Origin of the sequence: Gilvimarinus polysaccharolyticus, from assembly GCF_001187555.1 — a bacterium.
GTDB classification, from domain to species: Bacteria; Pseudomonadota; Gammaproteobacteria; order Pseudomonadales; family Cellvibrionaceae; genus Gilvimarinus; species Gilvimarinus polysaccharolyticus.
Genome location: NZ_LFIJ01000002.1, coordinates 1,301,993 through 1,325,226 on the forward strand (window position 1 = coordinate 1,301,993; position 23,234 = coordinate 1,325,226).

At 51.4% G+C, this 23,234-nt stretch carries 24 protein-coding genes; 10 read left to right on the forward strand and 14 right to left on the reverse strand.

The features are described 5' to 3' along the window. The first annotated feature begins 4 nt into the window (after window positions 1-4). Window positions 5-1,474, forward strand: a complete 1,470-nt coding sequence (rng, locus tag GILYN3_RS14225; protein WP_049723612.1) for a ribonuclease G — start codon at window positions 5-7, stop codon at window positions 1,472-1,474. A 56-nt stretch (window positions 1,475-1,530) separates the two neighbouring features. Next, window positions 1,531-5,616: a YhdP family protein gene (locus tag GILYN3_RS14230; protein ID WP_049723613.1), complete on the forward strand. Its 4,086-nt coding sequence runs from the start codon at window positions 1,531-1,533 to the stop codon at window positions 5,614-5,616. 57 nt (window positions 5,617-5,673) lie between these two features. Here the strand turns inward: GILYN3_RS14230 and yjgA are convergent, their stop codons facing one another. The 12 genes from yjgA to GILYN3_RS14290 all read right to left on the reverse strand — a co-directional run bounded on the left by yjgA (window position 5,674) and on the right by GILYN3_RS14290 (window position 14,481). After that, the gene (gene yjgA / locus GILYN3_RS14235; protein WP_049723614.1) at window positions 5,674-6,195 is read right to left on the reverse strand and encodes a ribosome biogenesis factor YjgA; all 522 of its coding nucleotides are present in this window, start codon (window positions 6,193-6,195) and stop codon (window positions 5,674-5,676) included. A gap of 75 nt (window positions 6,196-6,270) precedes the next feature. Next, window positions 6,271-6,543: an HPr family phosphocarrier protein gene (locus tag GILYN3_RS14240; protein WP_049723615.1), complete on the reverse strand. Its 273-nt coding sequence runs from the start codon at window positions 6,541-6,543 to the stop codon at window positions 6,271-6,273. Further along, window positions 6,544-7,422 carry an RNase adapter RapZ gene (gene rapZ / locus GILYN3_RS14245; protein ID WP_049723616.1) on the reverse strand — a complete coding sequence of 293 codons (879 nt, stop codon included), beginning with the start codon at window positions 7,420-7,422 and terminating at the stop codon, window positions 6,544-6,546. It lies immediately after the preceding gene. Between the two features lie 14 nt (window positions 7,423-7,436). Continuing rightward, complete coding sequence (ptsN, locus tag GILYN3_RS14250) at window positions 7,437-7,892, reverse strand: PTS IIA-like nitrogen regulatory protein PtsN (RefSeq protein WP_198147361.1); 456 nt, start codon at window positions 7,890-7,892, stop codon at window positions 7,437-7,439. Between the two features lie 23 nt (window positions 7,893-7,915). Beyond that, window positions 7,916-8,206, reverse strand: a complete 291-nt coding sequence (hpf, locus tag GILYN3_RS14255) for a ribosome hibernation-promoting factor, HPF/YfiA family (RefSeq protein WP_049723618.1) — start codon at window positions 8,204-8,206, stop codon at window positions 7,916-7,918. Between the two features lie 125 nt (window positions 8,207-8,331). Further along, the gene (locus tag GILYN3_RS14260; protein ID WP_049723619.1) at window positions 8,332-9,861 is read right to left on the reverse strand and encodes an RNA polymerase factor sigma-54; all 1,530 of its coding nucleotides are present in this window, start codon (window positions 9,859-9,861) and stop codon (window positions 8,332-8,334) included. 156 nt (window positions 9,862-10,017) lie between these two features. Further along, window positions 10,018-10,743 (reverse strand): LPS export ABC transporter ATP-binding protein, encoded by a 726-nt coding sequence (lptB, locus tag GILYN3_RS14265; protein WP_049723620.1) that lies wholly within the window; start codon window positions 10,741-10,743, stop codon window positions 10,018-10,020. Window position 10,744: 1 nt separating this feature from the next. After that, window positions 10,745-11,212 (reverse strand): lipopolysaccharide transport periplasmic protein LptA, encoded by a 468-nt coding sequence (gene lptA / locus GILYN3_RS14270; RefSeq protein ID WP_198147362.1) that lies wholly within the window; start codon window positions 11,210-11,212, stop codon window positions 10,745-10,747. A gap of 70 nt (window positions 11,213-11,282) precedes the next feature. Next, window positions 11,283-11,855, reverse strand: a complete 573-nt coding sequence (gene lptC / locus GILYN3_RS14275; protein WP_049723622.1) for an LPS export ABC transporter periplasmic protein LptC — start codon at window positions 11,853-11,855, stop codon at window positions 11,283-11,285. Between the two features lie 4 nt (window positions 11,856-11,859). Beyond that, window positions 11,860-12,396 (reverse strand): KdsC family phosphatase, encoded by a 537-nt coding sequence (locus GILYN3_RS14280; protein WP_198147363.1) that lies wholly within the window; start codon window positions 12,394-12,396, stop codon window positions 11,860-11,862. A gap of 40 nt (window positions 12,397-12,436) precedes the next feature. Beyond that, window positions 12,437-13,408: a KpsF/GutQ family sugar-phosphate isomerase gene (locus GILYN3_RS14285; protein WP_049723624.1), complete on the reverse strand. Its 972-nt coding sequence runs from the start codon at window positions 13,406-13,408 to the stop codon at window positions 12,437-12,439. A gap of 107 nt (window positions 13,409-13,515) precedes the next feature. Next, window positions 13,516-14,481, reverse strand: a complete 966-nt coding sequence (locus GILYN3_RS14290; RefSeq protein ID WP_049723625.1) for a calcium/sodium antiporter — start codon at window positions 14,479-14,481, stop codon at window positions 13,516-13,518. Window positions 14,482-14,738: 257 nt separating this feature from the next. Between GILYN3_RS14290 and GILYN3_RS14295 the strand changes: the two genes are divergently transcribed. The 5 genes from GILYN3_RS14295 to hisD all read left to right on the forward strand — a co-directional run bounded on the left by GILYN3_RS14295 (window position 14,739) and on the right by hisD (window position 18,974). After that, on the forward strand, window positions 14,739-15,350 hold the full coding sequence (locus GILYN3_RS14295; RefSeq protein ID WP_049723626.1) for an MlaC/ttg2D family ABC transporter substrate-binding protein: 612 nt from the start codon (window positions 14,739-14,741) through the stop codon (window positions 15,348-15,350). A gap of 137 nt (window positions 15,351-15,487) precedes the next feature. Continuing rightward, window positions 15,488-15,730, forward strand: a complete 243-nt coding sequence (locus GILYN3_RS14300) for a BolA family protein (RefSeq protein WP_049723976.1) — start codon at window positions 15,488-15,490, stop codon at window positions 15,728-15,730. 12 nt (window positions 15,731-15,742) lie between these two features. Beyond that, the gene (gene murA / locus GILYN3_RS14305; RefSeq protein WP_049723627.1) at window positions 15,743-17,005 is read left to right on the forward strand and encodes a UDP-N-acetylglucosamine 1-carboxyvinyltransferase; all 1,263 of its coding nucleotides are present in this window, start codon (window positions 15,743-15,745) and stop codon (window positions 17,003-17,005) included. An 8-nt stretch (window positions 17,006-17,013) separates the two neighbouring features. Then, entirely contained in the window at window positions 17,014-17,655 is a 642-nt protein-coding gene (hisG, locus tag GILYN3_RS14310) for an ATP phosphoribosyltransferase (RefSeq protein ID WP_049723628.1), read from the forward strand. A gap of 11 nt (window positions 17,656-17,666) precedes the next feature. Continuing rightward, window positions 17,667-18,974: a histidinol dehydrogenase gene (gene hisD, locus GILYN3_RS14315; protein ID WP_049723629.1), complete on the forward strand. Its 1,308-nt coding sequence runs from the start codon at window positions 17,667-17,669 to the stop codon at window positions 18,972-18,974. A 46-nt stretch (window positions 18,975-19,020) separates the two neighbouring features. Here hisD and GILYN3_RS14320 read toward each other — a convergent pair whose 3' ends face one another. Next, on the reverse strand, window positions 19,021-20,178 hold the full coding sequence (locus tag GILYN3_RS14320) for a trypsin-like peptidase domain-containing protein (RefSeq protein WP_049723630.1): 1,158 nt from the start codon (window positions 20,176-20,178) through the stop codon (window positions 19,021-19,023). Between the two features lie 39 nt (window positions 20,179-20,217). After that, a complete protein-coding gene (locus tag GILYN3_RS14325; protein WP_049723631.1) occupies window positions 20,218-20,706 on the reverse strand; it encodes a YhcB family protein in 489 nt (162 codons plus the stop codon). Between the two features lie 164 nt (window positions 20,707-20,870). On the opposite strand from GILYN3_RS14325, the gene GILYN3_RS14330 reads away from it, so the two are divergent. The 3 genes from GILYN3_RS14330 to rplM all read left to right on the forward strand — a co-directional run bounded on the left by GILYN3_RS14330 (window position 20,871) and on the right by rplM (window position 23,228). Next, a complete protein-coding gene (locus tag GILYN3_RS14330) occupies window positions 20,871-21,551 on the forward strand; it encodes an alpha/beta hydrolase (protein WP_049723632.1) in 681 nt (226 codons plus the stop codon). Beyond that, on the forward strand, window positions 21,544-22,662 hold the full coding sequence (gene zapE / locus GILYN3_RS14335) for a cell division protein ZapE (RefSeq protein WP_049723633.1): 1,119 nt from the start codon (window positions 21,544-21,546) through the stop codon (window positions 22,660-22,662). The genes GILYN3_RS14330 and zapE overlap by 8 nt, the downstream gene beginning before the upstream one ends. Window positions 22,663-22,799: 137 nt before the next feature. Next, complete coding sequence (gene rplM, locus GILYN3_RS14340; RefSeq protein WP_049723634.1) at window positions 22,800-23,228, forward strand: 50S ribosomal protein L13; 429 nt, start codon at window positions 22,800-22,802, stop codon at window positions 23,226-23,228. The last annotated feature ends 6 nt before the right edge of the window (window positions 23,229-23,234 follow it).

The window sequence follows — 23,234 nt, forward strand, 5'->3', positions numbered from 1 at the left end:
CACCGTGAGCGAAGAAATTCTGATCAACGTATCCCCAGTGGAAACCCGCGTGGCACTGGTGGATAACGGCGTGCTTCAAGAACTGCATATTGAGCGCAGTCATGGTCGTGGTTTTGTGGGTAATATTTATAAGGGCAAGGTGGTGCGTGTGCTGCCTGGCATGCAAGCGGCTTTTGTCGATATTGGGCTTGAGCGCACGGGTTTTATTCACGCCCAAGAGTTGACGCCAGAGCCGCTTGAAGGCGAAGCGCGGCCTACCGAACTACCCGACATTCGCACATTGGTCCGAGAGGGGCAGGCGCTTGTTGTGCAGGTCAGTAAAGATCCAATCAGTACCAAAGGTGCGCGTCTTACCTCTCATATTACCTTGTCATCGCGTTATTTAGTTTATATGCCCAATAGTGCACATATTGGTGTATCGATTCGCATTGATGATGATGTCGAGCGCAAACGTTTACGCGATGCGGTTGCTGCCAGTGTTTTAGAGCAAGATATTAGTGGTGGCTTTATTGTGCGGACTGTTGCCGAAGGTATCCCGGCGGATGCAGTCGTAGGTGATATTCCGTTCTTGCAAAAGCTTTGGCAGGGGCTGACAGATCGTTTGTCGGCAGCTGTCGCCCCAGCTGTTATTCACCAAGATATGCCACTAACGCTGCGCTCACTCCGAGATTTAGCCCGTCAACCAATCGAAAAAATACGGGTCGACTCTCGCCAGAGTTGGACTCAAATGCGTGAGTTTGCCCATGAGTACTGCCCCCAGCTGATCAATATTATCGAGTGTTATCAGGGCGAGCGGCCACTGTTGGACTTATATGGCGTAGAGGACGAAATCGCGCGAGCATTAGACCCACGAGTCGGGCTTAAATCTAACGGTTACTTGATCATCGAGCAGACCGAAGCTATGACCACGGTGGATGTTAACACCGGTGCTTTTGTAGGGCGACGTAACCTCGAAGAAACTATTTTTAAAACCAACATGGAAGCCGCAAGTGCTATTGCTCGACAATTGCGGGTGCGAAATATCGGCGGTATTATCGTGTTGGATTTTATTGATATGCAAGATCCAGAGCATCAGCGGCAAGTATTGCGCACACTTGAGAAAGCCCTCGAGCGCGACCACTCTAAAACCAATATCACTGGTGTGTCCGAGTTGGGTTTGGTCGAAATGACTCGTAAGCGTACGCGCGAGTCGCTGGGCCAAATGCTCTGCGAGAGCTGCTCAGTGTGTCGCGGTCGAGGTCAGGTCAAGTCGGCTGAAACAGTTTGTTATGAAGTGTTTCGCGAAATTTTGCGTGAAGCGCGCGCCTATGACAACGAGAAGTTCTTGGTGCTAGCCTCATCAGTAGTGGTCGATCGTTTACTTGATGAAGACGCCGCTTATGTCGCCGATCTTGAAGCTTTTATCGGCCGTACAATCGAATTTCAAGTAGAGCCTTTATTTACTCAGGAGCAGTATGACATTGTACTGGTCTAACGCGCACGGCGGCTGGCGGGTAGCCAACTGTCATGCAGAGCGTTGAGGAATAACGAATGTTGCGGGCGCTGAGCTACGTACTGCGAAAGTTTTTTTTAATACTGGCTGTGACGGTTATTACACTGGCGGTCTTGGTACAGATTGGCCGCAGTTTTTCATATTTATTGTCCGATTATCGCCCTCAGCTTGAGAGACTCTTGTCGCAGCAATCGGGAGTTGAGGTTAGGTTAAAGCAAATCAGTGCCGACTGGAGTGGCTTGCAGCCAGTGCTCGATGTGCAAGGGATCGAGGTTGATGCGCTTACCGGTGAGCGATTGCTTGCGATGGATAGCGCTCGTTTGCGCTTGGACATCATTGACTCTGTGCTGGCCTGGCGCCCCGTGTGGGGCAATGTCGAGTTGTCTGGGGGCGTTATGTCGTTGCGCCAAGACCAGCAAGGCCGCTGGAAACTGCAGGGGGTGAGCAATGATGGCAGCCCGACTAATGGCAACTTGCACGATACTATTCTTGATGTTTTATTGGCCTCGCGACGCATTGCCTTTAATAAAGCCCATCTAGATTTTCATTTCTATAATGGCGAGCAGTTGCGTCTTAACTCGCCATCGTTACTTCTGGAAAATAGCGGCAACTTTCATCGTTTAGTGTTACGTTTGGATGTTGCTGAGCATAACAACACGTTGTACTTTTTACTTGAAGGGCGCGGTGATCCGCGAGACAAACGATTTACTGCTGATGCTTATTTACAATTAAAAAACGTACCCGCTAATAAGTTGATCGATGGGTTGCTGCAGCATGCCGGAATAACACGGCAAACAGAAACACAACCCCAACCCCAGGAAGCTACACCGGCTCAAGCTGTTCAGCTCACCGCAGATGCTGAGACTAAAACAATAAAATCTAGCGGCGAGGTCAGTGCCAATCTTTGGTTTGGTCGCAAAGCCGATAATCCTAGTGTCAGTGTTGTGGGGGATATTAGCGTAACGGATGTTAGCATTCCTTTGGCAGAGACCGATTTGTCGTTTGAGGGACTAACCGCCGATGTTAGTGGCCAACTGGCTGGACTCGACCGCTGGCATTTGGCGCTGCAGCAGTCACATTGGGTGTCGGATAAAGATACTCAGCTTGCATTGGATATAGTGGCGAGTCGCGCCCGCGCCGACGCACCGTTAAGCGTGTTGGTATCGCGGTTAGATTTAGCTGAGCTGACAGACTTTTTACAGAATAATGAATTGTTGGCAACACACCCTGCGTTAAGAAAACTGGTTGATAGTCTGGATGCCAAAGGCGAGGTTCAATCGCTAGAGCTGTCAGCGGCACCAAGTGATTGGTCTGCCTGGCGCTTAGCGACTAATGTGGATAATGTCAGTGTGGGCAGCTGGAATGGCGTGCCAGCATTTACCCATGTATCAGCTTATGTTGAAGCCAATGCGCAGGGTGGAAGTGTCCAGCTTGATTCGCGTAATGAATTTAGTATGGCGTTTCCTGGGGTGTATCGGCAGCCATTACATTTCGATCAGGCACGCGGCCAGGTGGCTTGGCATTTGCGCCCCGATGCGCATCGTATTTATGTGAACAGCGGGCCATTAGTCGTATCCGATGGTGATGAGCGGGCAGAGGGCTATTTTCATCTGGAGATACCTTGGCAGTCTGATGCTGGATTGATAGATCTGACGGTTTACACCAGTGCCGAGAATATGTCCGCTAATCAATATCGCAAATATTTGCCAACGATTGTGCCTGATGAATTAAGACGTTACTTGGCGCACGGTATTGGTGAGGATAACCCGGGCGAGGCAACTCGCGCGGCGTTTATTTATCGTGGGGCAATCAATAGTTCTGAGCTCGCAGATCATAGTGTAGCGCTCGCGTTAGATGTTACTGATGGATATTTTAACTACCACCCAGAATGGCCCGCGGTGCGTAACTTAGAGGGCCATCTGCTGTTAGATGACACCGATTTGTACACCCGTTTTACCCGGGGGCAGATCTACAACAGCGATGTGATCAATGCCAGCGTAACGCTAAAAGATAATCCCGTGGATGAAGGTAAAGTATTGGCTGTTACCGGTCAGTTAGACGGTATCGCGAGTGATGGCTTGCGTATCCTACGTCAAAGCGTACTGCGCCATTACGTTGGCGACAGTATGGATAGTTGGTATCTGCATGGTGATTTAGATGCGGTGGTGGATTTGACTATTCCGTTAACCTCGGGTGCCGCTGGCAGTTATCATAACTTGAATATTGATGTTGATGCTTCAATGTTTGCCCTGGATAACTACGATTTAGAGTTGGCCGACTTCAGCGGTAAAATTTTTTATAACAGCGATACCGGATTGCGTTCGGAGCAATTGCAGGGACAATTGTTTGGTCATAATGCTGCGATTAATTTAACTACGCAATTTACCGAGCAGCGACAAAGCGGAACACTAATTGATGTTGATACCCGCGCGAGTGTTAAGCAGTTGGCTCGCTGGAGTAATCAGCCTGGGTTGCTTTTTGCTGAAGGTGAGGTTGCCTTAAATGTTCATGTTGAGCTGGATCATGGCGAGGATTCAAATGCGCTAAGCAGTCAGCCCGATGAGTTTTTGATTGATGATAAAAGCCTGCATGAACCGCAGGATGATTTAATCGCCGCCGTTGCGATCACCGCCGATCTTGAAAACGTTAAGGTTAATTTACCTGCACCATTGGGTAAAAAATCCTCTGTGCCCGGTCAGCTGGTAATGAATTATATTTTAGGCAAACAGACAGCTCTGGCAGATGTGCATTACTTAGATCAGCTGCGGGCTATGGTATACCTAGAGCCCGAGAGTCAGCGTTTGCTCGGTGGCGCGATCGCTTTAGGGGAAGAGCCTACGCTGTTGACGAGCCCAGCATTACACTTCACTGGCAAGCTAGATACTATTGATGTAGCAAGTTGGCAACAGGTATGGCAACGCTACGCTGATTACTCTAGTCAATCACAAAATGAGTCTGTTGCCCCATCGGACGTAGGTGCTTTGGCCTCGCTGGCAGTGCCGCTTTCAGCCGATCTGCAGATCGCCGAGCAGTCGTTGGGCGGTATGAATATTCAAGACTTGCGGTTGCAATTGCGTCAGTTGCCGGATGCGTGGGATTTTATAGTGACCAGTGATACGCTAACCGGCGAACTCAATTGGCCGCTGAATAAAAACACACCCGCGCGTCTTAATCTGTCACACCTGCGGCTTCCTAAGCCGCCCGCAGAAGATGCCGGGACGATAAATAATGCTGAGCTTAGTGTGGCTTTAAAGCCGCGCTTAACGTCAGAGTTGCTCGATCAGTTGCGGCCGGTACAAGTCACTATTGAACAGTTTAAATGGGGCGATGAAAGTTACGGCCGCTGGCAATTCAATCTCCAACCCGCTCCCGATGCGCTATTGCTGACGGATGTACAGGGCGAGGTGCGGGGCTTAACGATAACTGGGCGTGACACTGATGGCGCCATCTTAGATTGGCAGCTTGCCCCAGAGCGTACACAATTAATTGCGCGGGTGAGCGCCACGGATATGGCTGAGGTAATGCAGCAATGGAACGCACCGCAAAGTATTGAAAGTGAGTCGGCCGATTATAAGCTGAACTTAAACTGGCCCGGCGGCCCGGCGGCCTTTGAGCTTGTCGCCATTGAGGGTGATGTTGAGGTTAATATCGGCTCGGGCCGTTTTATTCGCGACTCCGCGATTGAGGGTGAAGGATTATTGCGGCTGATGGGGTTATTCAATTTTGATTCGTTAGCGCGCAGGTTACGGCTCGACTTTTCTGATCTGTACAAAAGCGGCTTAACCTTTGATGAGATAACCGGGGCGGTACATTTCTCTCGAGGCCAGATGGCTGTTGCGGAACCGGTGTTGCTGCGCAGCCCGTCGAGCCGCATGCAATTAACCGGGGCGGTTAACTTGGTGGATCAAACACTCGATACGCGGCTGGTGGCTACGCTGCCGATGGGGGGCAATTTAACGGTTATTGCCGCGTTGGCGGCTGGTCTGCCGGCTGCGGCTGGGGTTTTTGTTATCAGTAAGTTGTTTGAAGAACAAATGAATAAGATGACGAGTATCTCGTATAGCATCACCGGAGATTGGGATGATCCGGTGACGGCGTTCGACCGCGCAGCTGAAGTCGAATAGTGTCGCGAATCCAGAGGCGTTAGGACGGCCTCGCCTTAAGGCCGAAGCCTTTTATGGCTAATCGTTTTGCGCCAGTGTGTCGCGAATATAACGAAACAGCTTACGGGAGTTGGTAGTTGCTTTTTCATGTGGCTGCTTTTTGTTTGCTTGGCGAATAAGCTGACGCAAATGTTGAATATCGGTGTCGGGGTATTCGGTAATAAAGCGACTCAAAGCGTCATTGTCATCACTTAATAATTCATCGCGCCAGCGCTCAATCACGTGTTGCCGCTGGACGCTAAGAGTACCCTGGGATTTGATCGCGGTAAGCTGCGCGGCAATATCGTCACCATCCACCAACTGCATTAATCGGCCGATACGCTGCAACTGACGGCGTTTGGCTTCACGCTGCCGAATCCGCTCAATCTCAATGATCGCTTCACGTAACTCGTCGGGCAGTTCAATGCCTGCAAGTTGTGAGGCTTTGAGCTCGGTTAACTCTCGTCCGAGATCTTGCAGTACGTGCATATCCCGCTTGCGTTGAGATTTACTCGGACCTTCGTCAAACTCTTCGGCTTCTGATTCAAAATCTGTGGTCATGGTGTTGCGCTTGGCTCGTGTTGGGTGGGTAGGCGATTATAGCAGCTCGTGCTAACTGGCGCAGGAGGCCGTTGGTTATTCGTCTTGCTCGTCAAAGCCGGATTCAATTAATGCGCAAATTGCCGCTAAGGCTTGCTCTTCTTGGGGGCCATCGGCGCGTACCCATAAATCTGTGCCAATGCCGGCCGCCAGCATCATCAGTGCCATCATGCTGGCACAATCGGCTGTTTTATCGGCCACTTGCAGTTGGATTTGGCACGGATACTCTTTGCCCAGAGCCACTAGTTTGGCAGCAGAGCGGGCGTGTAATCCTTTACGGTTGACGATAGTGACAAGCTTTTCGGGCATTTAATGACGCTCTTTGGTTGCGTGACCAAGCTCGCGATGCCGAACCTGAACATTGTCTAATTGTGTGGCAAAGTGAGCTTGCAGCTTTTCGCATAAGTAAACCGAGCGGTGTTGGCCGCCGGTGCAGCCTATGGCAATCGTAGTGTAGCTGCGATTGTTCGCTTGGTAATGCGGCCACCAGCGAGTTAAAAACCCTTGTATGTCTAACAACATATCTTGCACCAGTGGTTGCTCATCAAGAAATTTTGCAACATCTGGATTAAGCCCAGTTTGGCTGCGCAAATTTGGATCCCAGTGAGGGTTAGGCAGACAGCGAGCATCAAAGACTAGGTCGGCATTGTTTGGCGGGCCATGCTTAAAGCCAAATGATTCGAACAATACCGCCATGCCCTCGACGTTAGGTTCGGCGACTCGTTCTCTGACTAAGTCGCGCAGTTGGTGCATGTTTAACGTACTGGTATCGACTACCCAGTCGGCGCTGTCACGCATAGGGAGCAACAGCTGCTGTTCGGTTTCAATCGCCTCAATTAAATTGGTGTGCTTATCGCTCAATGGGTGTTTGCGCCGAGTTTCACTAAACCGCTGAACAATTTTGTTCGCATCGGCATCCAAAAAAACCACCGTAAACGGCAGGCCTGCATTGCGTAGCGGCTCAATGGCCGAGGGAAACATGGCCAAGTCTTGCCAGGCATCACGAATATCAATGCCAATTGCAAAGTTTTGGTTTTCGGCGTCTTTGTGCAGTTGTATTTGATCGACCAGCGTGGGTAGCAGGCTAATGGGTAGATTGTCGATACAATTATAGCCCGAGTCTTCCAGCGCATTAAGCGCAGTACTTTTACCCGAGCCCGACAATCCGCTGACAATGACAAGGTGCATACGAGCCCGCCTACTTAATTGTCGTGAGCGATGGCGGCAGCGTATAAGGCTTGGCTGGTGTCGGCATCGCGCAGTGTTTGTCGGTAGGTGCTTTCGTTAAGTGCGCTGGCCAGCGCTGCCAAGGTATGTAGATGTTCATCGTTGGCTTGGTCAGGCACTAGGATGGCAAATATTACGTCTACGGGCTCGCCGTCTATCGCGTCGAAATCGATAGGCTCCTTTAGTGTGATCAGCGTCGCTATCGTTGTTTCACAGCCGGGGAGGCGGCTGTGCGGGATGGCGATGCCGTGGCCGATGCCAGTTGAGCCGAGCTTTTCACGCGCCACTAAGCGACGAAAAATCTCGTCGGCGCTTAAGCCTGGAGAACTATCGGCGATGGTGTTGGCCAAGATCTCGAGTGCGCGCTTTTTGCTGACACCTTCAATAAGGCTCAGGGTGCGTTCAGGCGATAAAATCTGTGCAATTTGCATAATATTTGACGTATTTAAAGTGATCAGCGGTGGCTGCGAAGTTTTTCTTTATGTTTGATTAATTGCCGATCGAGTTTATCGGTCATGGCATCAATCGCGGTGTAGAGATCGTCGGCTTCGGCTTCAGCAAAAATATCTTTACCGTTGACATGAATATTGGCCTCGGCTTTTTGTGCTTGTTTTTCTACCGATACGGTGACGTTGATGGTCGTAATTAAATCATTGTGATGAGTCAGTCGTTCTAGCTTAGATTCTATGTGTTGATGAATCGCCTCGGTGACATCTACGTGATGGCCGCTGATGGTTACTTGCATAGACCGTTCCTCATATCTGTATTTTTAATACTGTGTTGCTACTGTTGCATGACTAAAAACGCAGAGTGATCTTAAAACACTGCGCCAGTAAACCTCAACATAGCAAGGTTTACTCGTTCTGTCATTTAATCGCCTAATCCCTTGCGCTCGTTAGAGGGGGGGATGTTTAGTGATTCGCGATATTTGGCAATGGTTCGGCGAGCAACGCGAATCCCTTGATCCGATAGCATGTCGGTGATCTTGCTGTCGCTCAGTGGTTTTTTCGGGTTTTCGGCCGCTACTAGTTTTTTAATAATAGCTCGTATTGCGGTGGATGAGCACTCGCCGCCAGAATCTGTACTTACGTGGCTTGAGAAAAAGTATTTAAGCTCGAAGATCCCCTGCGGTGTGTGCATGTATTTTTGGGTGGTCACCCGAGAGATGGTTGATTCGTGCATCTCGACCAGTTCGGCTATATCGTGCAGCACCAGAGGCTTCATGGCCTCGGCACCGTACTCTAAAAACCCACGCTGCTTTTCGACAATACAGGTCGAGACTTTTAATAAGGTCTCGTTGCGGCTTTGCAGGCTTTTTAAAAACCAGCGCGCTTCTTGTAGATTATCTTTTAAGAAAGTGTTGTCGCGGCTCGAGTCGGCGCGTTTTACCATCGAGGCATAGCCGCTATTAATACGTATCTTAGGGGCAATGTCAGGATTTAGCTCAACGGTCCAGCGCCCTTCTTTTTTATCGACAAATACATCGGGCACCACATATTCGGTTTCACTAGTACTGATGCCATCGCCGGGGTGTGGGTTGAGGGTTTTAATAAGCGCTACGGCCTGAGCCAGCTCAGGCTCTTTAAGTCGGGTTTTACGCATCAGTTGGCGGTAATCACGGCTGCCGAGCAGTGGCAGGTGGAGGCGGACGATCAATTTTGCCGCTTCTAAAAAAGGCGTGTCTTTATCGAACTGAGCAAGCTGCACCAATAGGCAATCGACCAAGTCGATACTGCAGGCGCCACACGGGTCAAATTGTTGCAGACGGTGCTGAACAGCTTGTACCTCGTCCAGTTCAAGGTCGTCCCAGTTGGCGGTGAGACCCTCGTAGATATCTTCGATGGTATTGCTAAGCAACCCAGAAGGCTCGACCGAGTCGATAATCGCCATGGCAATAATCTCATCCCGCTCGGACATGGGCGTCAAGTTAAGCTGCCACATTAAATGATCGTAGAGCGATTCGGTATTGCCTCGACGGCTTTCAAAGTCGCTATCATCACCGTCGTAGTTACTGGCCGGCAAGGTTGAGGCTGAGCTCTCGTAAATATCATCCCAGCTGGTGTCGACGGGTAGGTCTTGTGGGATTGATTCGTTCCACTCACCGTCGGCGGTGGATTCATCGGCTTCGGTGGTGTTGGCGCTTGAGGCTTCTGAGTTGTGCTGCTCATCGGAGTTGTTGTCGCGACGATCATTTTTGTCGTCTGCGGTGTTGTCTTTTTGCTCGCGGTCTCCGCCGTCCTCCACGCTCTCTTCTACTTCGAGCATGGGGTTTGAGTCTAGCGCTTCTTGGATTTCTTGTTGTAGGTCCAGCGTCGACAGTTGCAACAGGCGGATGGCCTGCTGCAGTTGCGGCGTCATGGTGAGCTGTTGACCCATTTTAAGCTGTAGGGATTGCTTCATGATGTTGGCAATGGCTCTCAGATTAGGTCGTGAAAATAGTTGCTGTCACTGTAGAGTTTAGTCATCAACCAAGAGCCTAGCAATAGCATTAAGCAATCTTTGTGCCTGAAGACCAACAAATCAAAATTGTCAAGTGAGGCGTGCAGTCTTGCGCTGTTACAGCATGAAATTATCGCCTAGATACACTTTACGGACTTTTTGGTTGGCAAGGACTTGGGCCGAGCTGCCCTCGGCAATGATATGGCCTTCGCTGACGATGTAGGCTTTTTCGCAGATACCCAAGGTTTCGCGGACATTATGATCGGTAATTAAAATACCAATACCGCGATCTTTTAGGTGACGTACGATATGCTGAATATCGCTCACCGAGATTGGGTCAACGCCGGCAAAGGGCTCGTCGAGTAAAATAAATGCAGGGTCGGTTGCCAGCGCGCGGGCGATTTCGACCCGCCGGCGCTCGCCACCTGAGAGCGACATGCCAAGATTGTCGCGGATATGGGTGATATGAAACTCTTGCAGTAATTGCTCGAGTTGTTCCAAGCGCTGTTTCCGCTTGAGGTCGCGGCGAGTCTCTAAAATGGCCAAAATATTGTCCGCTACCGACAGCTTGCGAAACACCGAAGCCTCTTGCGGTAAATATCCGATACCGGCACGTGCTCGGCCGTGTATCGGCAGTCGCGTTAGGTCTAGATCATCTAGGGTGACTCGGCCTTTATCGGCTTTAACCAGCCCCGCAATCATATAAAAACAGGTGGTTTTGCCTGCTCCGTTGGGGCCGAGTAGGCCGACAATTTCTCCGCTATTAACCGAGATAGAGACATCGGCAACGACTTGCCGGCGCTTGTAACTTTTGGCGAGATTGTGCGCTGTTAATGTAGCCATATTATTTGTCGACAGTTCCTGCAGGAATAACCATTTTAATACGCTCGTTTGAGCTTGCGTCACTCTGGGCGTTGATCAGTTCGCGGGTTAAGTCGTAGTGAATACTGTGTCCCTGCATCATGGCGCCGTCTTGTTCAATTTTGGCATTTTCGCTAAGGGTTACGGTACGCTCGGCATGGCTGTATATAATGGCATCCGCCTCGGCCAGCACTTTGCCTTTACTGGCTTGGGGTTGTTGCTGAAAATGCGCCGGCGAGCCGGAGGCCTCAATTTTCACCACCGCGTTGTCGCCATCAAAGTGAACGACAATACGCTCGGCATCAATAACCAGTGAGCCCTGTTGCAGGCGGGCATTACCGGTGTAAGTTACCAGGCCATTTTTTTGATCAAACAGCTGGTTGTCGGCCTGTAGTTGAAAGTCTTGGTCGTGATCATCGGGTAGTGCTTGGGCGCTTGTGCTCAGCAGCATTATGGTCGCACTTAACAGCAAAGCTGAGAGTTGAGTGCCGCGGCTCTTGCTAAAGAGTCTGATTAGGTGATTAGGGCGCATAGGTGGCTTTTACCTCGGATAATAATTCGATACGTCCGTTGTCTAGTTCGGCGTTAAGGCCTACCGCACGAGTGGTGCCGCGTTCGCTGCGCATGGTAACAGGTTTGTCGGTGTGCGCGAATTGCTGTTCGGTGTCGATTGTTAGCTTGGCGGTAGTGAGAGTGATCAAGCCGTATCGGTCTTGTTCATTGCGCGCCAAAACATCATCTTGCAGTGTGATTGTGCCCGCGTAACTTGTGCCTTGTTTGGCGGATAGTTGCCATGGTGCGGCATTGGCTTGACGGTAGATGGTGACTTCTGGCTGCTCGACTTTGTTGTTGCTGACAGTACCGTCGCTAAAGGATTGGGCTGAGCGGGCAATCATTTTGTGCTTGAGTTTGCCGGCGTTGTCGTAGGTGCGATCGACTATACCTTTCATATACGATTGCGGAAATTGCTTATGTATTTTAGTGTCGGCGTTGATTAGCGCCATATCGCGAGGCGAGTACTGTAGCGCCGCGTAAATGAGCGCACAGCACAATGATATAAGCAGTATCCAAGACTTAGGTTGCCGGGCTCGCACGGATTTAATCCTCTGTTGCAATAAAGGGGGCTAACATGGCGGCATACGTGCCTTGGGCCTGCATTATTAGGTCGCAGGCATCACGCACGGCGCCGTTGCCGCCTCGGTTGTGGCTAATCCAGTGAGCGCGTTCGGTAACGGCGCTGTGGCCGTTGGGTACCGACAACGCTAAGCCTACGCGGGCCATAATGGATAAGTCGGGCCAGTCATCCCCCATGTGGGCAATTTCATTGAGCGCGATATCCATGCCCTCGATCATCTCTTGCAGTGCTTGCCATTTGTCTTCGCGGCCTTGAATTATTAGCTCGATACCCAGGTCACGTGCGCGGCGCGCAACCAATGCGCTGCTGCGGCCGGTGATAATGCCCACCTTAACGCCGGATTTTTGCAGTAATTTAATACCTTGTCCATCGAGTGTATTAAACGCTTTTAGTTCATTGCCGGCGTTATCAAAATACAGCTTGCAGTCGGTCAGTACGCCGTCTACGTCTAACAGTAATAGTTTAATACGGCGTGCGCGGGTTAGTGTTTCTTCTGTCATAGTGAGTAACTGTATTTGAGAGTTTGTTTAATAGGGGCCGTTAAATAACGCCAGCACGCAAGAGGTCGTGCATATGGATAACGCCGATGGCAATGCGATTGGTATCTGTGATAACCAGAGTGGTGATTTTGCGACTTTCCATTTGGTTGAGTGCCTCGGCGGCAAGTGTGTCGGGACTGATGGTGGTGGGGGTGTGGTTCATAATGTCGTGCATTTGTGCCGAGTGAATGTCTACACCACGATCAATGCTACGGCGTAAGTCGCCATCGGTGAAAATGCCGGCCAGAGTACCGTCTGTCTCACATACTGTGGTCATGCCAAAGCCTTTGGTGCTCATTTCTAATAATGCTCGCGCCAAGGTGTCGTACTTTTTAACTACCGGCAGTTTGTCATCGCCGTGCATTATATCGCTCACGCGCAGTAACAGCTTGCGCCCCAGTGAGCCTCCTGGGTGAGAAAAAGCAAAGTCTTCGGCGGTAAAGCCGCGCGCTTCTAATAGGGCGATGGCAAGTGCGTCGCCCAGCACCGTAGTGACGGTGGCACTGGATGTTGGCGCTAGCGCTAGCGGGCAGGCCTCGCGTTCGACGGCAATACTGAGGTGGGCATCGGCGGCTTGTGCCAATACCGATTTAGGCTCGCCGGTCATACTGATCATGGGTACGCCTAAGCGCTTAATTAGCGGTAAAAGCGTCAGTAGTTCAGGCGAGTTGCCTGAGTAAGATATGGCAATCAGTAGATCGTCGCGCGTTAGCATGCCCAGGTCGCCGTGACTGGCCTCGCCTGGATGCATAAAAAATGCGGGGGTGCCGGTGCTGACCAGTGTCGCCGCTATTTTTTTGCCCATATGGCCAGATTTGCCCATGCCCGAGACGATAACGCGGCCGCTGCATTGTAAAATTTGGCGACAAGCCACGTTAAATTGCTCGTCAATATGGTTGCGCAGCTCGGCGACAGCCTGTGTTTCCAGCTCGATAGTGCGCAGTGCTGACTGACTGAAGTCAAATTCCGTCATAGTATTACGTGATTCCTAATGCCTTTAGGGGGTCAGTATAAAGCATGTGACCTTCAATCATTATGGTGGCGGCTTAGATGGCAGCCAAAATTCAGATCACTAATACATCAGCCCAGCAATAGAACATAGTAGCCGGCGTATAGCGCCAGTAGCAGTGCACCAATTGGCTTGCCTAGCGCCGCGCCGCGGGTTTTATTGCGACGGGCTAGTAAACTGACATACAGGGCGATGGCGAGAATCAGGGTTAAGGCGCCCATGGCCAAAAAGTCGCGGTTAAAAACGGCGTGCTCCATATCGAGTGGCGCGATGATGCCGGGTATTGCCATAACGGCCAAAATATTAAACAAGTTAGAGCCGATGACATTGCCAATGGCGATATCATAATGGCCCTTAATCGCGCTGGTGACTGATGCGGCTAATTCCGGCAGGCTAGTACCTACCGCTACAACGGTTAAACCAATAACCAGTGGGCTTACACCAAAGGCTAATGCCAATTCGCTGGCGCCGCGTACCAGTAAATCAGAGCTGATAATCAAAATAATAAGGCCCAACATAAACCAAGCGATGGCGGCGCCGCGACTCATGACGGGAATTTCATCTTCGACTTCTTCTGGATGATGGCGCTTGCTCCAGATAATTAAGCCCATGACGCACGGCAGCAGCGCTAATAGGATCCAGCCCTCTTGATGAGACAAATTGGCATCACTCAGAAACCATCCGGCTAAGGCGGTCACAAACAGTAAAATGGGCAGCTCTATTTTCAGTAAATGATCTTGCACCGGCAGTACGGCGATAAAAGCGGTAACGCCAAGGACTAAGCCAATATTGGCCAAGTTGGAGCCGAGCGCATTGCCTACGGCTAGGTCTCCGGCGCCACGTAGAGCCGCGTTGAGTGACACCACGACTTCGGGTGCCGAGGTGCCAAAGGCGACAATGGTAAGCCCAATGATTAGTTTAGAAATGCCAAAAGTGTTTGCCATAGCGGCGCTGCCGGCAACAAATTTATCTGCGCTCCATATCAGGCCGATGAAGCCAATGAGCACTAGGAGTGCGGGAAACCAAAGCTGGGCCATAAAGTGATCTCGGTATACTGCAAGGTAGTGTTTGGGTTGGCGGGCACCATTTTACTGTGAAGCGGTCTGTAGGCTGGTGCGGGGCTAAATGGTATAGTGTTACGTGCCCTACAGCAATTGCCTACGATTGGCTTGAGGTATATTTAGCGCAATGTAGTCTGGTCGGTTTGGTGGTACGTACTATATTTACGCTTGCTTTAGTTTAATCTCGAATTAAGCAAACGATTATTGTAATTTATTCGTTAAGGAGTGCGAGGATGATCCGAGTGTTGTTAAAGCCGTTACAGGTTGCGGTTGTGTTTTGTATGTTTGTGGCTGTTATGGCTCGGGCCGATGGCGCTGATCCGCACCAGTTGGTGCAACAAGTGACCGATAAGTTGGTCAGTGCGGCGCAAGCGCACAATGACGGCGGTGATCAGGCGAGCTTTGATGGACAAGTGATGGCGGCGCTAGAGCCTGTAGTGGCTTTCGATTATATTGCGCGGGTCGTGATGGGCGATTATTACGCCGAGGCTAGTGGCGAACAAAGGCGCGCCTTTGCTGAAAAGTTTCAGGCTGATTTAGTAAGTACCTACGCCAAAGGCATTGCCACTTACGCCGATAGCAATATTAAGCTGATGGCTCCGGCGAAACCAATTGGTGATGCGCGACGCGCCACGGTTGAGCAGGAGGTGAGTCACGAGGGGTCAAGCCACAAGCTGTCTTATACCATGGGCAAAAATCGCGATGGTGAATGGAAGTTGCTCAATGTTGTGCTCAACGGAATAAATCTAGGGCGCTCATTTAGCAGCCAATTTAAACAGTTAGCCAATAAATACCAAGGTGATGTCGATCAGGTCATTAGCCATTGGGATGCTGCTGAAGACTAAATTGATGCCTCATTAATAATCTCTGTGCGCCTGAAAGGTGCGCAGGGCGTTACAATCCGGTAATATTCCCGCCTTAAGATTTTCAATTAGTCGGCCCGCATAAAATGCAGTGGTCGGCCCGGCCCTATGGGAGAGCTATGCAAGCTGCAGAGATTCAAACGCTCATTGAAAGCCACATTGCCGACAGTCAGGTACAAGTGACCGTTGAGGGGAGCCATGTGCACCTAATTGTGGTGAGCCCGGCTTTTGCCGGACTTAGTCCTGTCAAAAAGCAGCAGATGGTATATGCCCTGTTGACTGAGCAAATCGCCAGCGGTGTCATTCACGCCGTTCATATGAAAACGCTGACTCCCGAAGAGTATTCTCTCCAGTCCAGCTAATAGGTAGCCCGTATGGATAAACTGATGATTCAGGGCGCAGGCCCACTGGCCGGCGAGATTCGTATCTCCGGGTCAAAAAACTCGGCGCTGCCTATTCTTGCTGCAACACTGCTGGCCGATACGCCGATTCAAATATCGAATTTACCCCACTTAAATGACATCACCACTATGTTGGCGTTGTTGCGCTGTATGGGGGTGGGTGTAACTGTAGATGAGCGTATGTCGGTCGAGATCGACGCCAACGCGATCAATGATTTCACCGCTCCTTATGAGCTGGTTAAAACCATGCGCGCCTCTATTTTAGTGTTGGGGCCTATGCTGGCTCGTCACGGGGTGGCAAATGTGTCGTTTCCCGGCGGTTGCGCCATTGGCTCGCGGCCGGTAGATATTCACCTACGTGGCCTTGAGGCCATGGGGGCGATTATCGAAGTCGATGAAGGCTATATTCGCGCTCGGACCAATGGCCGTTTAAAAGGTGCGCACATTTTGATGGATACTGTCACCGTTGGCGGCACCGAGAACTTACTGATGGCAGCGGTATTGGCTGATGGTCGCACCGTGCTAGAAAACGCCGCGCGCGAACCTGAAGTGGTAGATTTGGCCCATTGCTTAGTCGCTATGGGGGCTCAAATTGAAGGCATTGGCACGGCGACTTTAGTTATTAATGGGGTTGAGCGCTTGAGTGGTTGCCACTACAAAGTTATGCCCGATCGGATCGAGACCGGCACTTACTTAGTGGCCGCGGCTGCAACTCGTGGCAGCATTCGTGTTAAAGACACCCGAGAAGACATTCTAGAGGGGGTGTTGTTAAAGCTGGAAGAGGCTGGCGCTCATATATCCACAGGAAGTGACTGGATTAGCATCGATATGAAGGGCAATCGCCCGCGCGCGGTTAGTTTAAAAACCGCACCGTATCCGGCGTTTCCGACCGATATGCAAGCGCAGTTTACCGCCATGAATGCGGTTGCCGAGGGCTCAAGCACTGTGACCGAGACGATTTTTGAAAATCGCTTGATTCAGGTTCACGAGCTTAATCGCATGGGGGCAGACATTACCTTGCAGGGTAATACGGCAATGATCCGCGGTGTTGAGCGATTGAAAGGGGCCCCGGTGATGGCGACTGATTTACGGGCTTCTGCCAGTTTGGTTATTGCGGGTCTTGTGGCCGAGGGCGCGACTTTGGTGGATCGTATCTATCATATTGATCGCGGTTACGAATGCATTGAGGAAAAGTTGCAAATGCTGGGCGCTAGTATTCGTCGAGTTCCCAACTAGGTTGACTTATGAGTGACATGATTACCATTGCCCTGACTAAGGGGCGCATTTTAGAAGAGACGCTGCCGTTGTTGGCAGCGGCTAATATCGAGCCCGAAGAAGACATCAGCAAAAGCCGTAAATTGGTGTTTGCCACCAATCAAAGCGATGTGCAACTGTTGGTGTTGCGCGGCGCCGATGTGCCTACCTACGTGCAGTTTGGCGCGGCGGATATGGGGATTTCGGGCAAAGATACGCTGATGGAGAATGGCGCGGAAGGTTTATACGAGCCGTTAGATTTGCGTATTGCCAGTTGCCAGCTAATGACGGCGGCTATTAAAGGTTCTAGCCCCAAGGCGGGCCGTATTCGGGTGGCCACTAAGTACGTTAATATTGCCAAGCAGTATTACGCCGCCCAAGGCCGTCAGAGCGATATTATTAAGCTGTATGGCGCAATGGAATTGGCGCCTATTATGGGTCTGGCCGATGAAATTGTGGATATTGTAGATACTGGCAATACCCTCAGGGCCAATGGTTTAGAGGCGCGTGAATTTATTGCTGATATTAGCTCGCGCCTGATTGTGAATAAAGCCTCGATGAAAATGAAGCACGTGCGTATTCAGGCCATTATTGATGGCATTGCCCAAGCGGTCGATGCCGGCAAGAATTAACAGAGATCACTATGACGAGCAATACTTTGATAGCCCGCCTTGATGCATCAGATAAAGGCTTTGCGTCGCAGCTAGATAAACTGCTGGCTTGGGATTCCGTGTCCGATAGCGAGGTTGGCGATATTGTTGCCGAGATTATTGCGGCGGTAAAAGCTCGTGGTGATGCGGCGGTTATCGAGTACACCAACCGGTTTGATCGGCGCAGTGTGAGCTCTATGGCCGAGTTGGTTGTCCCCGCCGAGCGAATCGCTGCGGCATTGGCGAGTATATCGCCACTCCAGCGTGAGGCGTTAGAGGCTGCTGCCGCGCGAGTGCGGGCGTATCACGAGCATCAACAGCAGGCTTCTTGGCGTTACACTGAGGCGGATGGCACTGTATTGGGGCAGCAAATTACCGCAATGCAACGTGTCGGGCTTTATGTTCCGGGCGGCAAAGCATCTTACCCGTCCTCTGTCCTTATGAACGCAATACCGGCCAAAGTGGCGGGCGTCGATGAGTTGACGATGGTCGTGCCCGCCCCCGACGGCGTGCTTAATGATATGGTGTTGGCTGCAGCGGCGATTGCGGGTGTTGATCGTGTCATTACGGTGGGCGGCGCGCAGGCTGTTGCGGCGCTTGCTTACGGCACCGAGACCATCACGCGGGTTGATAAAATAGTTGGGCCTGGCAATATTTTTGTCGCGACAGCCAAGCGTGCTGTGTTTGGTCAAGTGGCAATCGATATGATCGCTGGGCCGTCAGAAATTTTAGTGTTGTGCGATGGTCAGACCGATCCAGATTGGATTGCCATGGATCTATTTAGTCAGGCCGAGCACGACGAACAAGCGCAGTCGATCTTGGTCTGCCCAGATGCGGATTATCTTGATAAGGTTGCAGTGGCAATGGAGCGTTTATTGCCAACTATGGGGCGCGAGGCGATTATCCGTCCATCGTTGGCTAATCGTGGGGCGTTAATTAAAGTCGCCGATATGGATGAGGCTATTGTTTTGTCTAACCGTATCGCGCCAGAGCATTTAGAGTTATCGGTTGCCGACCCCGAGGCGCTACTACCAAGCATTCGTCACGCGGGCGCAATCTTTATGGGGCGTCACACTCCCGAGGCGTTAGGTGATTACTGCGCGGGCCCCAATCATGTGCTGCCTACCTCTGGTACTGCACGGTTCTCGTCGCCCCTAGGGGTTTACGACTTTCAAAAACGCAGCTCTATTATTTACTGCTCGCCCGAGGGAGCCTCAGTACTGGCCAAAACCGCCTCGACTTTAGCGCGCAGCGAAGATTTAGAGGCCCACGCTTTGTCAGCCGAGTATCGCGCGCGTTAAGGGGTGTTTGGCGTCTAGGTAGACCCTAGCAATCGTTCTCGGGTTGCTAGGTGTGATTTACTTCGAGGTTGTCGGGGCGCTCACCAACGGTCACTTTTATTTCCAGCTCTTCTGGCAGTGAGCCGTTGGTGTGCGGGCGCAGTATCCGTACTGTAACTTCTGTGCCCGGCGCCAAGTCGGCCACCTCTCTTAGTCCCTGTCGTTCATTGCCAATCGGCTGATTATTAATATGCGTGATCACATCGTTGGGGCGCAAGCCTGCTATGTGTGCCGGATTATTTAAAAAAATGTTGGTTATTCGTAACCCCGTGACGTTTTGCAGGCCTAATGCTTTGATGGCTGCTGGTGTTAGGCGTTCGGCGTCTAGCCCCAGCCAGCCACGTACGACGCGGCCATACTTAATAATATCTTTGAGCGATTTCATGGCGTCGTCGGCGGGCACAGCAAAGCCGATGCCTACCGTGTCAAAAATAATCGCGGCATTAATTCCAAGTAAGTGACCGTGAGTATCAATAAGCGCGCCACCGGAGTTGCCGGGGTTAATCGCGGCATCGGTTTGTATGTAGTTCTCGTAACTGCTGATGCCAAGGCCGTATCGGCTCAGTGCGCTGATAATACCTTGAGTGACGGTTTGGCCGACCCCAAAAGGATTGCCAATGGCAAGTACCACATCGCCTACTCGGGCTTGCTCGGGTTTACCGATAGTGATGGGGGTGAGGTTGGCGAGCTCGATTTTTAATACAGCCAGATCACTGCCGGGATCGTTGCCAATAAAAGTGGCGCTGGCGCGACGTCCATCGTGCAGTAGCACTAAAATTTCATCGGCGCCTTCAATAACGTGATTATTGGTTAATAGGTAGCCTTCGGGGCTGACAATAACGCCGGAGCCCAGCGCCGATTTAACTCGCTCTTGTTGGCCCGAGTTGCGAAATAGTTTTTCATATAAAGGATGGTTGGCAAGAGGGTGGTTGCGAGTCTCGATAACCTTGCGCGAATATATATTGACGACTGATGAGGCGGCCTGATCCACCGCGTGGGCGTAAGACAAGTTGGCAAAGGAGTGTTCGTCTTCGTGTCCGCTTGAGGTTTGATGTGAGCGAGTATCGGGGCGTAATTCTGGCACGGTTAGCAGCAGAATTAGAGCGACCAGCAAGCCGACTACTGCCGGCCAGGCAAAAAAACTTAGCAGGCGGCTTGCGGGCATAAATATTCCTTTGAGGTGTTTAGGTGTGCCACCTTCATGTTAACGCTCTGAGGCGGGCTCGGGTTCGGTGGTCTCATTGTTGGGGGTGCTATTGCCCTGTTCGTCCAAGCCGTACTCTTCGCTTAAGGTAGGCTTGTGGCCTTGGCGCTTGGGGGCCCAGTCGCGCGGTGCTTGAATGTGTGGCTCTTGCAATTCGTGTGTTGTGCCGCTGGGCAGTTGCTGTTCGGCATCGCCCAGTAGTTGTCTGCCAATTTCGGGGGTGCTTAATTTTAACGCGCTACTGGCTAGGTGGGCATGCATATCGCGATAGCTTTCATTTAAGCTATTTACCAGCTCGGTGGTGCGAGCAAAATGATCGGTAACGTCGCGCTGATAATTATTAAGTGCGTCCTCGGCATCAACTAGACGTTTCTCAATATCGGCATTGCGCGAGGCACCAGGGCGGCCGCGCGAGAAGATAACGCCAACAAGGCAGCCTATAAGAAGTGCAATAAAGGCACTTATGATGACGGTGGTGAGTGAAAACACAACAGCTCTCCTGAACTTGCCAAATAAATAAAAGAATCACGGGTTTAGTGTGAAAGCCCAGCTTACAGCCGGTATTATACGGCCTTTTAGTCTGCAGCGTGAGGCGCTCGGTGGAGTGGCTGCAAAAAAGTTGTGGGCTAGTCTTGAATTAGGTGATTTAAAGCATGCGAAGAGACGTATTTGAGTGCGATCAGCCGCTTCGATTGAATGGCCCTGCCGGTGTGTTAGAGGTGGCCATTAGTGCTGCGAAGCCAGCCGGAGTGATGGCGGCTATGAGGGCGGTTGCAGTTGTTTGTCATCCGCACCCACTGCACGGTGGCAATATGGATAACAAGGTGGTGAGCACCTTAATGCGCGCCTATCGTGATCTTGGTGTGGCCGTGGTGCGGTTTAACTTCCGAGGTGTTGGGGGCAGTGGTGGTGATTATGCCGAAGGTGTTGGTGAGGTGGATGACTTGCTCGCGGTGGTGGCCGAAGTGCATCGCCTGCGGCCAGCCGCGCCTTTGTTTTTGGCGGGCTTTTCGTTTGGTGCCGCAGTGATTGCCAATGCCTGTGCAGGTGTTAAGCCAGTAAAGCATTTGATGTTAGTGGCGCCACCGGTGCCGCGTTATGCTTTGGGTGATATTAAAACAATGGCAATGCCTGTGAGTATTTTGCAGGGCGGGCTGGATGAGCAGGTTGTGGCGGCTGATGTGGCGCGCTGGGCCGATGCGCTTGAGGGTGTTGTTGGCTACCGAGAGTTTGCGACTACGGGCCACTTTTTTCATGGCGCACTGGGGCCGTTAAAGCAGGCGGTAACTGACATTATAACGGGGTTAAAAGTAGTGGGTTTAAGTAATGGATAATGCTGTGGGTTTGGAGCGATTGAGTCCGGAACATCGTTATCAGCAGGATTTACAGCGCACGGGCTTTGTCGCTGATGCCACCCAGGCGGCGGCAGTGGCAAAGTTGCAATCGCTTTACCAGCGTTTGTTGCAGCCACCAAAGCCGCTTGGTTTTTGGCAGCGGATAATGGGCGAGACGGATATTGAGCCTGTCCGAGGTCTGTATTTTTGGGGCGGGGTAGGGCGCGGTAAAACCTACCTGATGGACAGCTTTTATGAAAGCTTGCCCTTTGAGCAAAAGATGCGAGTTCACTTTCATCGTTTTATGCGTCGTGTGCATACCGACCTAAAGCGTTTAAGTGGGCGTAAAAACCCGCTCGAGCAGGTGGCCGAAGGTATTGCGGCTGAGGCGCGAGTCATTTGTTTTGATGAGTTTTTTGTGAGTGACATTACCGATGCGATGATTCTGGCCGGCCTGTTACGCGAGTTGTTTGCTCGAGGTGTGAGCCTAGTTGCGACGTCTAACATTGAGCCTGCGGGCCTTTATCGCAATGGCTTGCAGCGCGAACGCTTTTTGCCTGCCATTGCGCTGCTGCAACAGCACACCGAGGTGGTTAATATTGATGGTGGTGTCGATTACCGCTTGCGAGCATTAACCCAGGCAGAGCTGTATTACTCGCCGCTGGGTGAGGCGGCAGAAGCGGGATTGGAGGGGGCCTTTGGGCGGTTATTGTCGCCCGGTGCGCCAGTGCAAGAAGTGCTGGAAATCGATATTGAGCAGCGGCCTATACGGGTGCGCAAGTTAGCTGAGGATGTCGCCTGGTTTGATTTTGCGGCGCTGTGTGATGGCCCTCGCTCACAGAACGATTACATCGAGTTGGCGCGCGAGTTTCATGCGGTGCTGGTGAGTGATATCCCGGTGTTGGGGGGCGACAAGGACGATCAGGCTCGGCGTTTTATTAATTTGGTGGATGAGTTTTATGATCGAGGGGTGAAGCTGGTCGTGTCGGCTGCGGCCCCGCTCAATGAGATTTACAGTGGTGGTAGGCTGTTGTTTGAGTTTGCTCGCACCGAAAGCAGGCTGCTCGAAATGCAGAGCCATGAGTATTTGGCTCGCGAGCATCAGCCTTAGTTTGGCGGGGGCACTGTGTTAGGTTGCGCCACGAACAAAATGCTAAAAAACATCACAAAGGGCTTGAATTGCCGTGTCACTTTGAGTAGTATTCGCGCTCTTTTTGTGGGAAGAACCACCTAGTAAGCAGGTATAACATGAAGACATATAGTGCTAAAGCAGAATCAGTTGTCCGCGATTGGTTCGTAATTGATGCAGATGGTAAGACTCTGGGCCGCATGGCTGCGGAGATCGCTACTCGTCTGCGCGGTAAGCACAAACCTGAGTACACTCCCCATGTTGACACCGGCGACTACATTGTAGTTATTAACGCAGAGAAAGTTCGCGTTACCGGCAAAAAAGCGACTGATAAGATATATTACCGTCATACTGGCTATGTTGGTGGTATCAAGTCAATCAGCTTTGAGAAGTTGATCGAGAAAGCCCCGGAGCGCGTTATACAAAGTGCTGTTAAAGGCATGTTGCCCCGTGGCCCACTTGGTCGGACTATGTTCAACAAGTTGAAAGTGTACGCAGGTAGTGAGCATCCGCACACTGCTCAGCAGCCGCAAGAACTTACTCTTTAAACGGAA

Coding starts and splice junctions, on each gene's coding strand:
- GILYN3_RS14300 (WP_049723976.1), top strand. CDS start 15,488: ATGCAAGCTGCAGAGATTCAAACGCTCATTGAAAGCCACATTGCCGAC.
- lptA (WP_198147362.1), bottom strand. CDS start 11,212: ATGCTGCTGAGCACAAGCGCCCAAGCACTACCCGATGATCACGACCAA.
- GILYN3_RS14285 (WP_049723624.1), bottom strand. CDS start 13,408: ATGACGGAATTTGACTTCAGTCAGTCAGCACTGCGCACTATCGAGCTG.
- rapZ (WP_049723616.1), bottom strand. CDS start 7,422: ATGCACCTTGTCATTGTCAGCGGATTGTCGGGCTCGGGTAAAAGTACT.
- murA (WP_049723627.1), top strand. CDS start 15,743: ATGGATAAACTGATGATTCAGGGCGCAGGCCCACTGGCCGGCGAGATT.
- GILYN3_RS14230 (WP_049723613.1), top strand. CDS start 1,531: ATGTTGCGGGCGCTGAGCTACGTACTGCGAAAGTTTTTTTTAATACTG.
- GILYN3_RS14320 (WP_049723630.1), bottom strand. CDS start 20,178: ATGCCCGCAAGCCGCCTGCTAAGTTTTTTTGCCTGGCCGGCAGTAGTC.
- hisG (WP_049723628.1), top strand. CDS start 17,014: ATGAGTGACATGATTACCATTGCCCTGACTAAGGGGCGCATTTTAGAA.
- GILYN3_RS14295 (WP_049723626.1), top strand. CDS start 14,739: ATGATCCGAGTGTTGTTAAAGCCGTTACAGGTTGCGGTTGTGTTTTGT.
- rplM (WP_049723634.1), top strand. CDS start 22,800: ATGAAGACATATAGTGCTAAAGCAGAATCAGTTGTCCGCGATTGGTTC.
- ptsN (WP_198147361.1), bottom strand. CDS start 7,892: ATGCAAATTGCACAGATTTTATCGCCTGAACGCACCCTGAGCCTTATT.
- zapE (WP_049723633.1), top strand. CDS start 21,544: ATGGATAATGCTGTGGGTTTGGAGCGATTGAGTCCGGAACATCGTTAT.
- GILYN3_RS14240 (WP_049723615.1), bottom strand. CDS start 6,543: ATGCCCGAAAAGCTTGTCACTATCGTCAACCGTAAAGGATTACACGCC.
- GILYN3_RS14330 (WP_049723632.1), top strand. CDS start 20,871: ATGCGAAGAGACGTATTTGAGTGCGATCAGCCGCTTCGATTGAATGGC.
- hpf (WP_049723618.1), bottom strand. CDS start 8,206: ATGCAAGTAACCATCAGCGGCCATCACGTAGATGTCACCGAGGCGATT.
- GILYN3_RS14290 (WP_049723625.1), bottom strand. CDS start 14,481: ATGGCCCAGCTTTGGTTTCCCGCACTCCTAGTGCTCATTGGCTTCATC.
- GILYN3_RS14260 (WP_049723619.1), bottom strand. CDS start 9,861: ATGAAGCAATCCCTACAGCTTAAAATGGGTCAACAGCTCACCATGACG.
- GILYN3_RS14280 (WP_198147363.1), bottom strand. CDS start 12,396: ATGACAGAAGAAACACTAACCCGCGCACGCCGTATTAAACTATTACTG.
- hisD (WP_049723629.1), top strand. CDS start 17,667: ATGACGAGCAATACTTTGATAGCCCGCCTTGATGCATCAGATAAAGGC.
- yjgA (WP_049723614.1), bottom strand. CDS start 6,195: ATGACCACAGATTTTGAATCAGAAGCCGAAGAGTTTGACGAAGGTCCG.
- lptB (WP_049723620.1), bottom strand. CDS start 10,743: ATGGCTACATTAACAGCGCACAATCTCGCCAAAAGTTACAAGCGCCGG.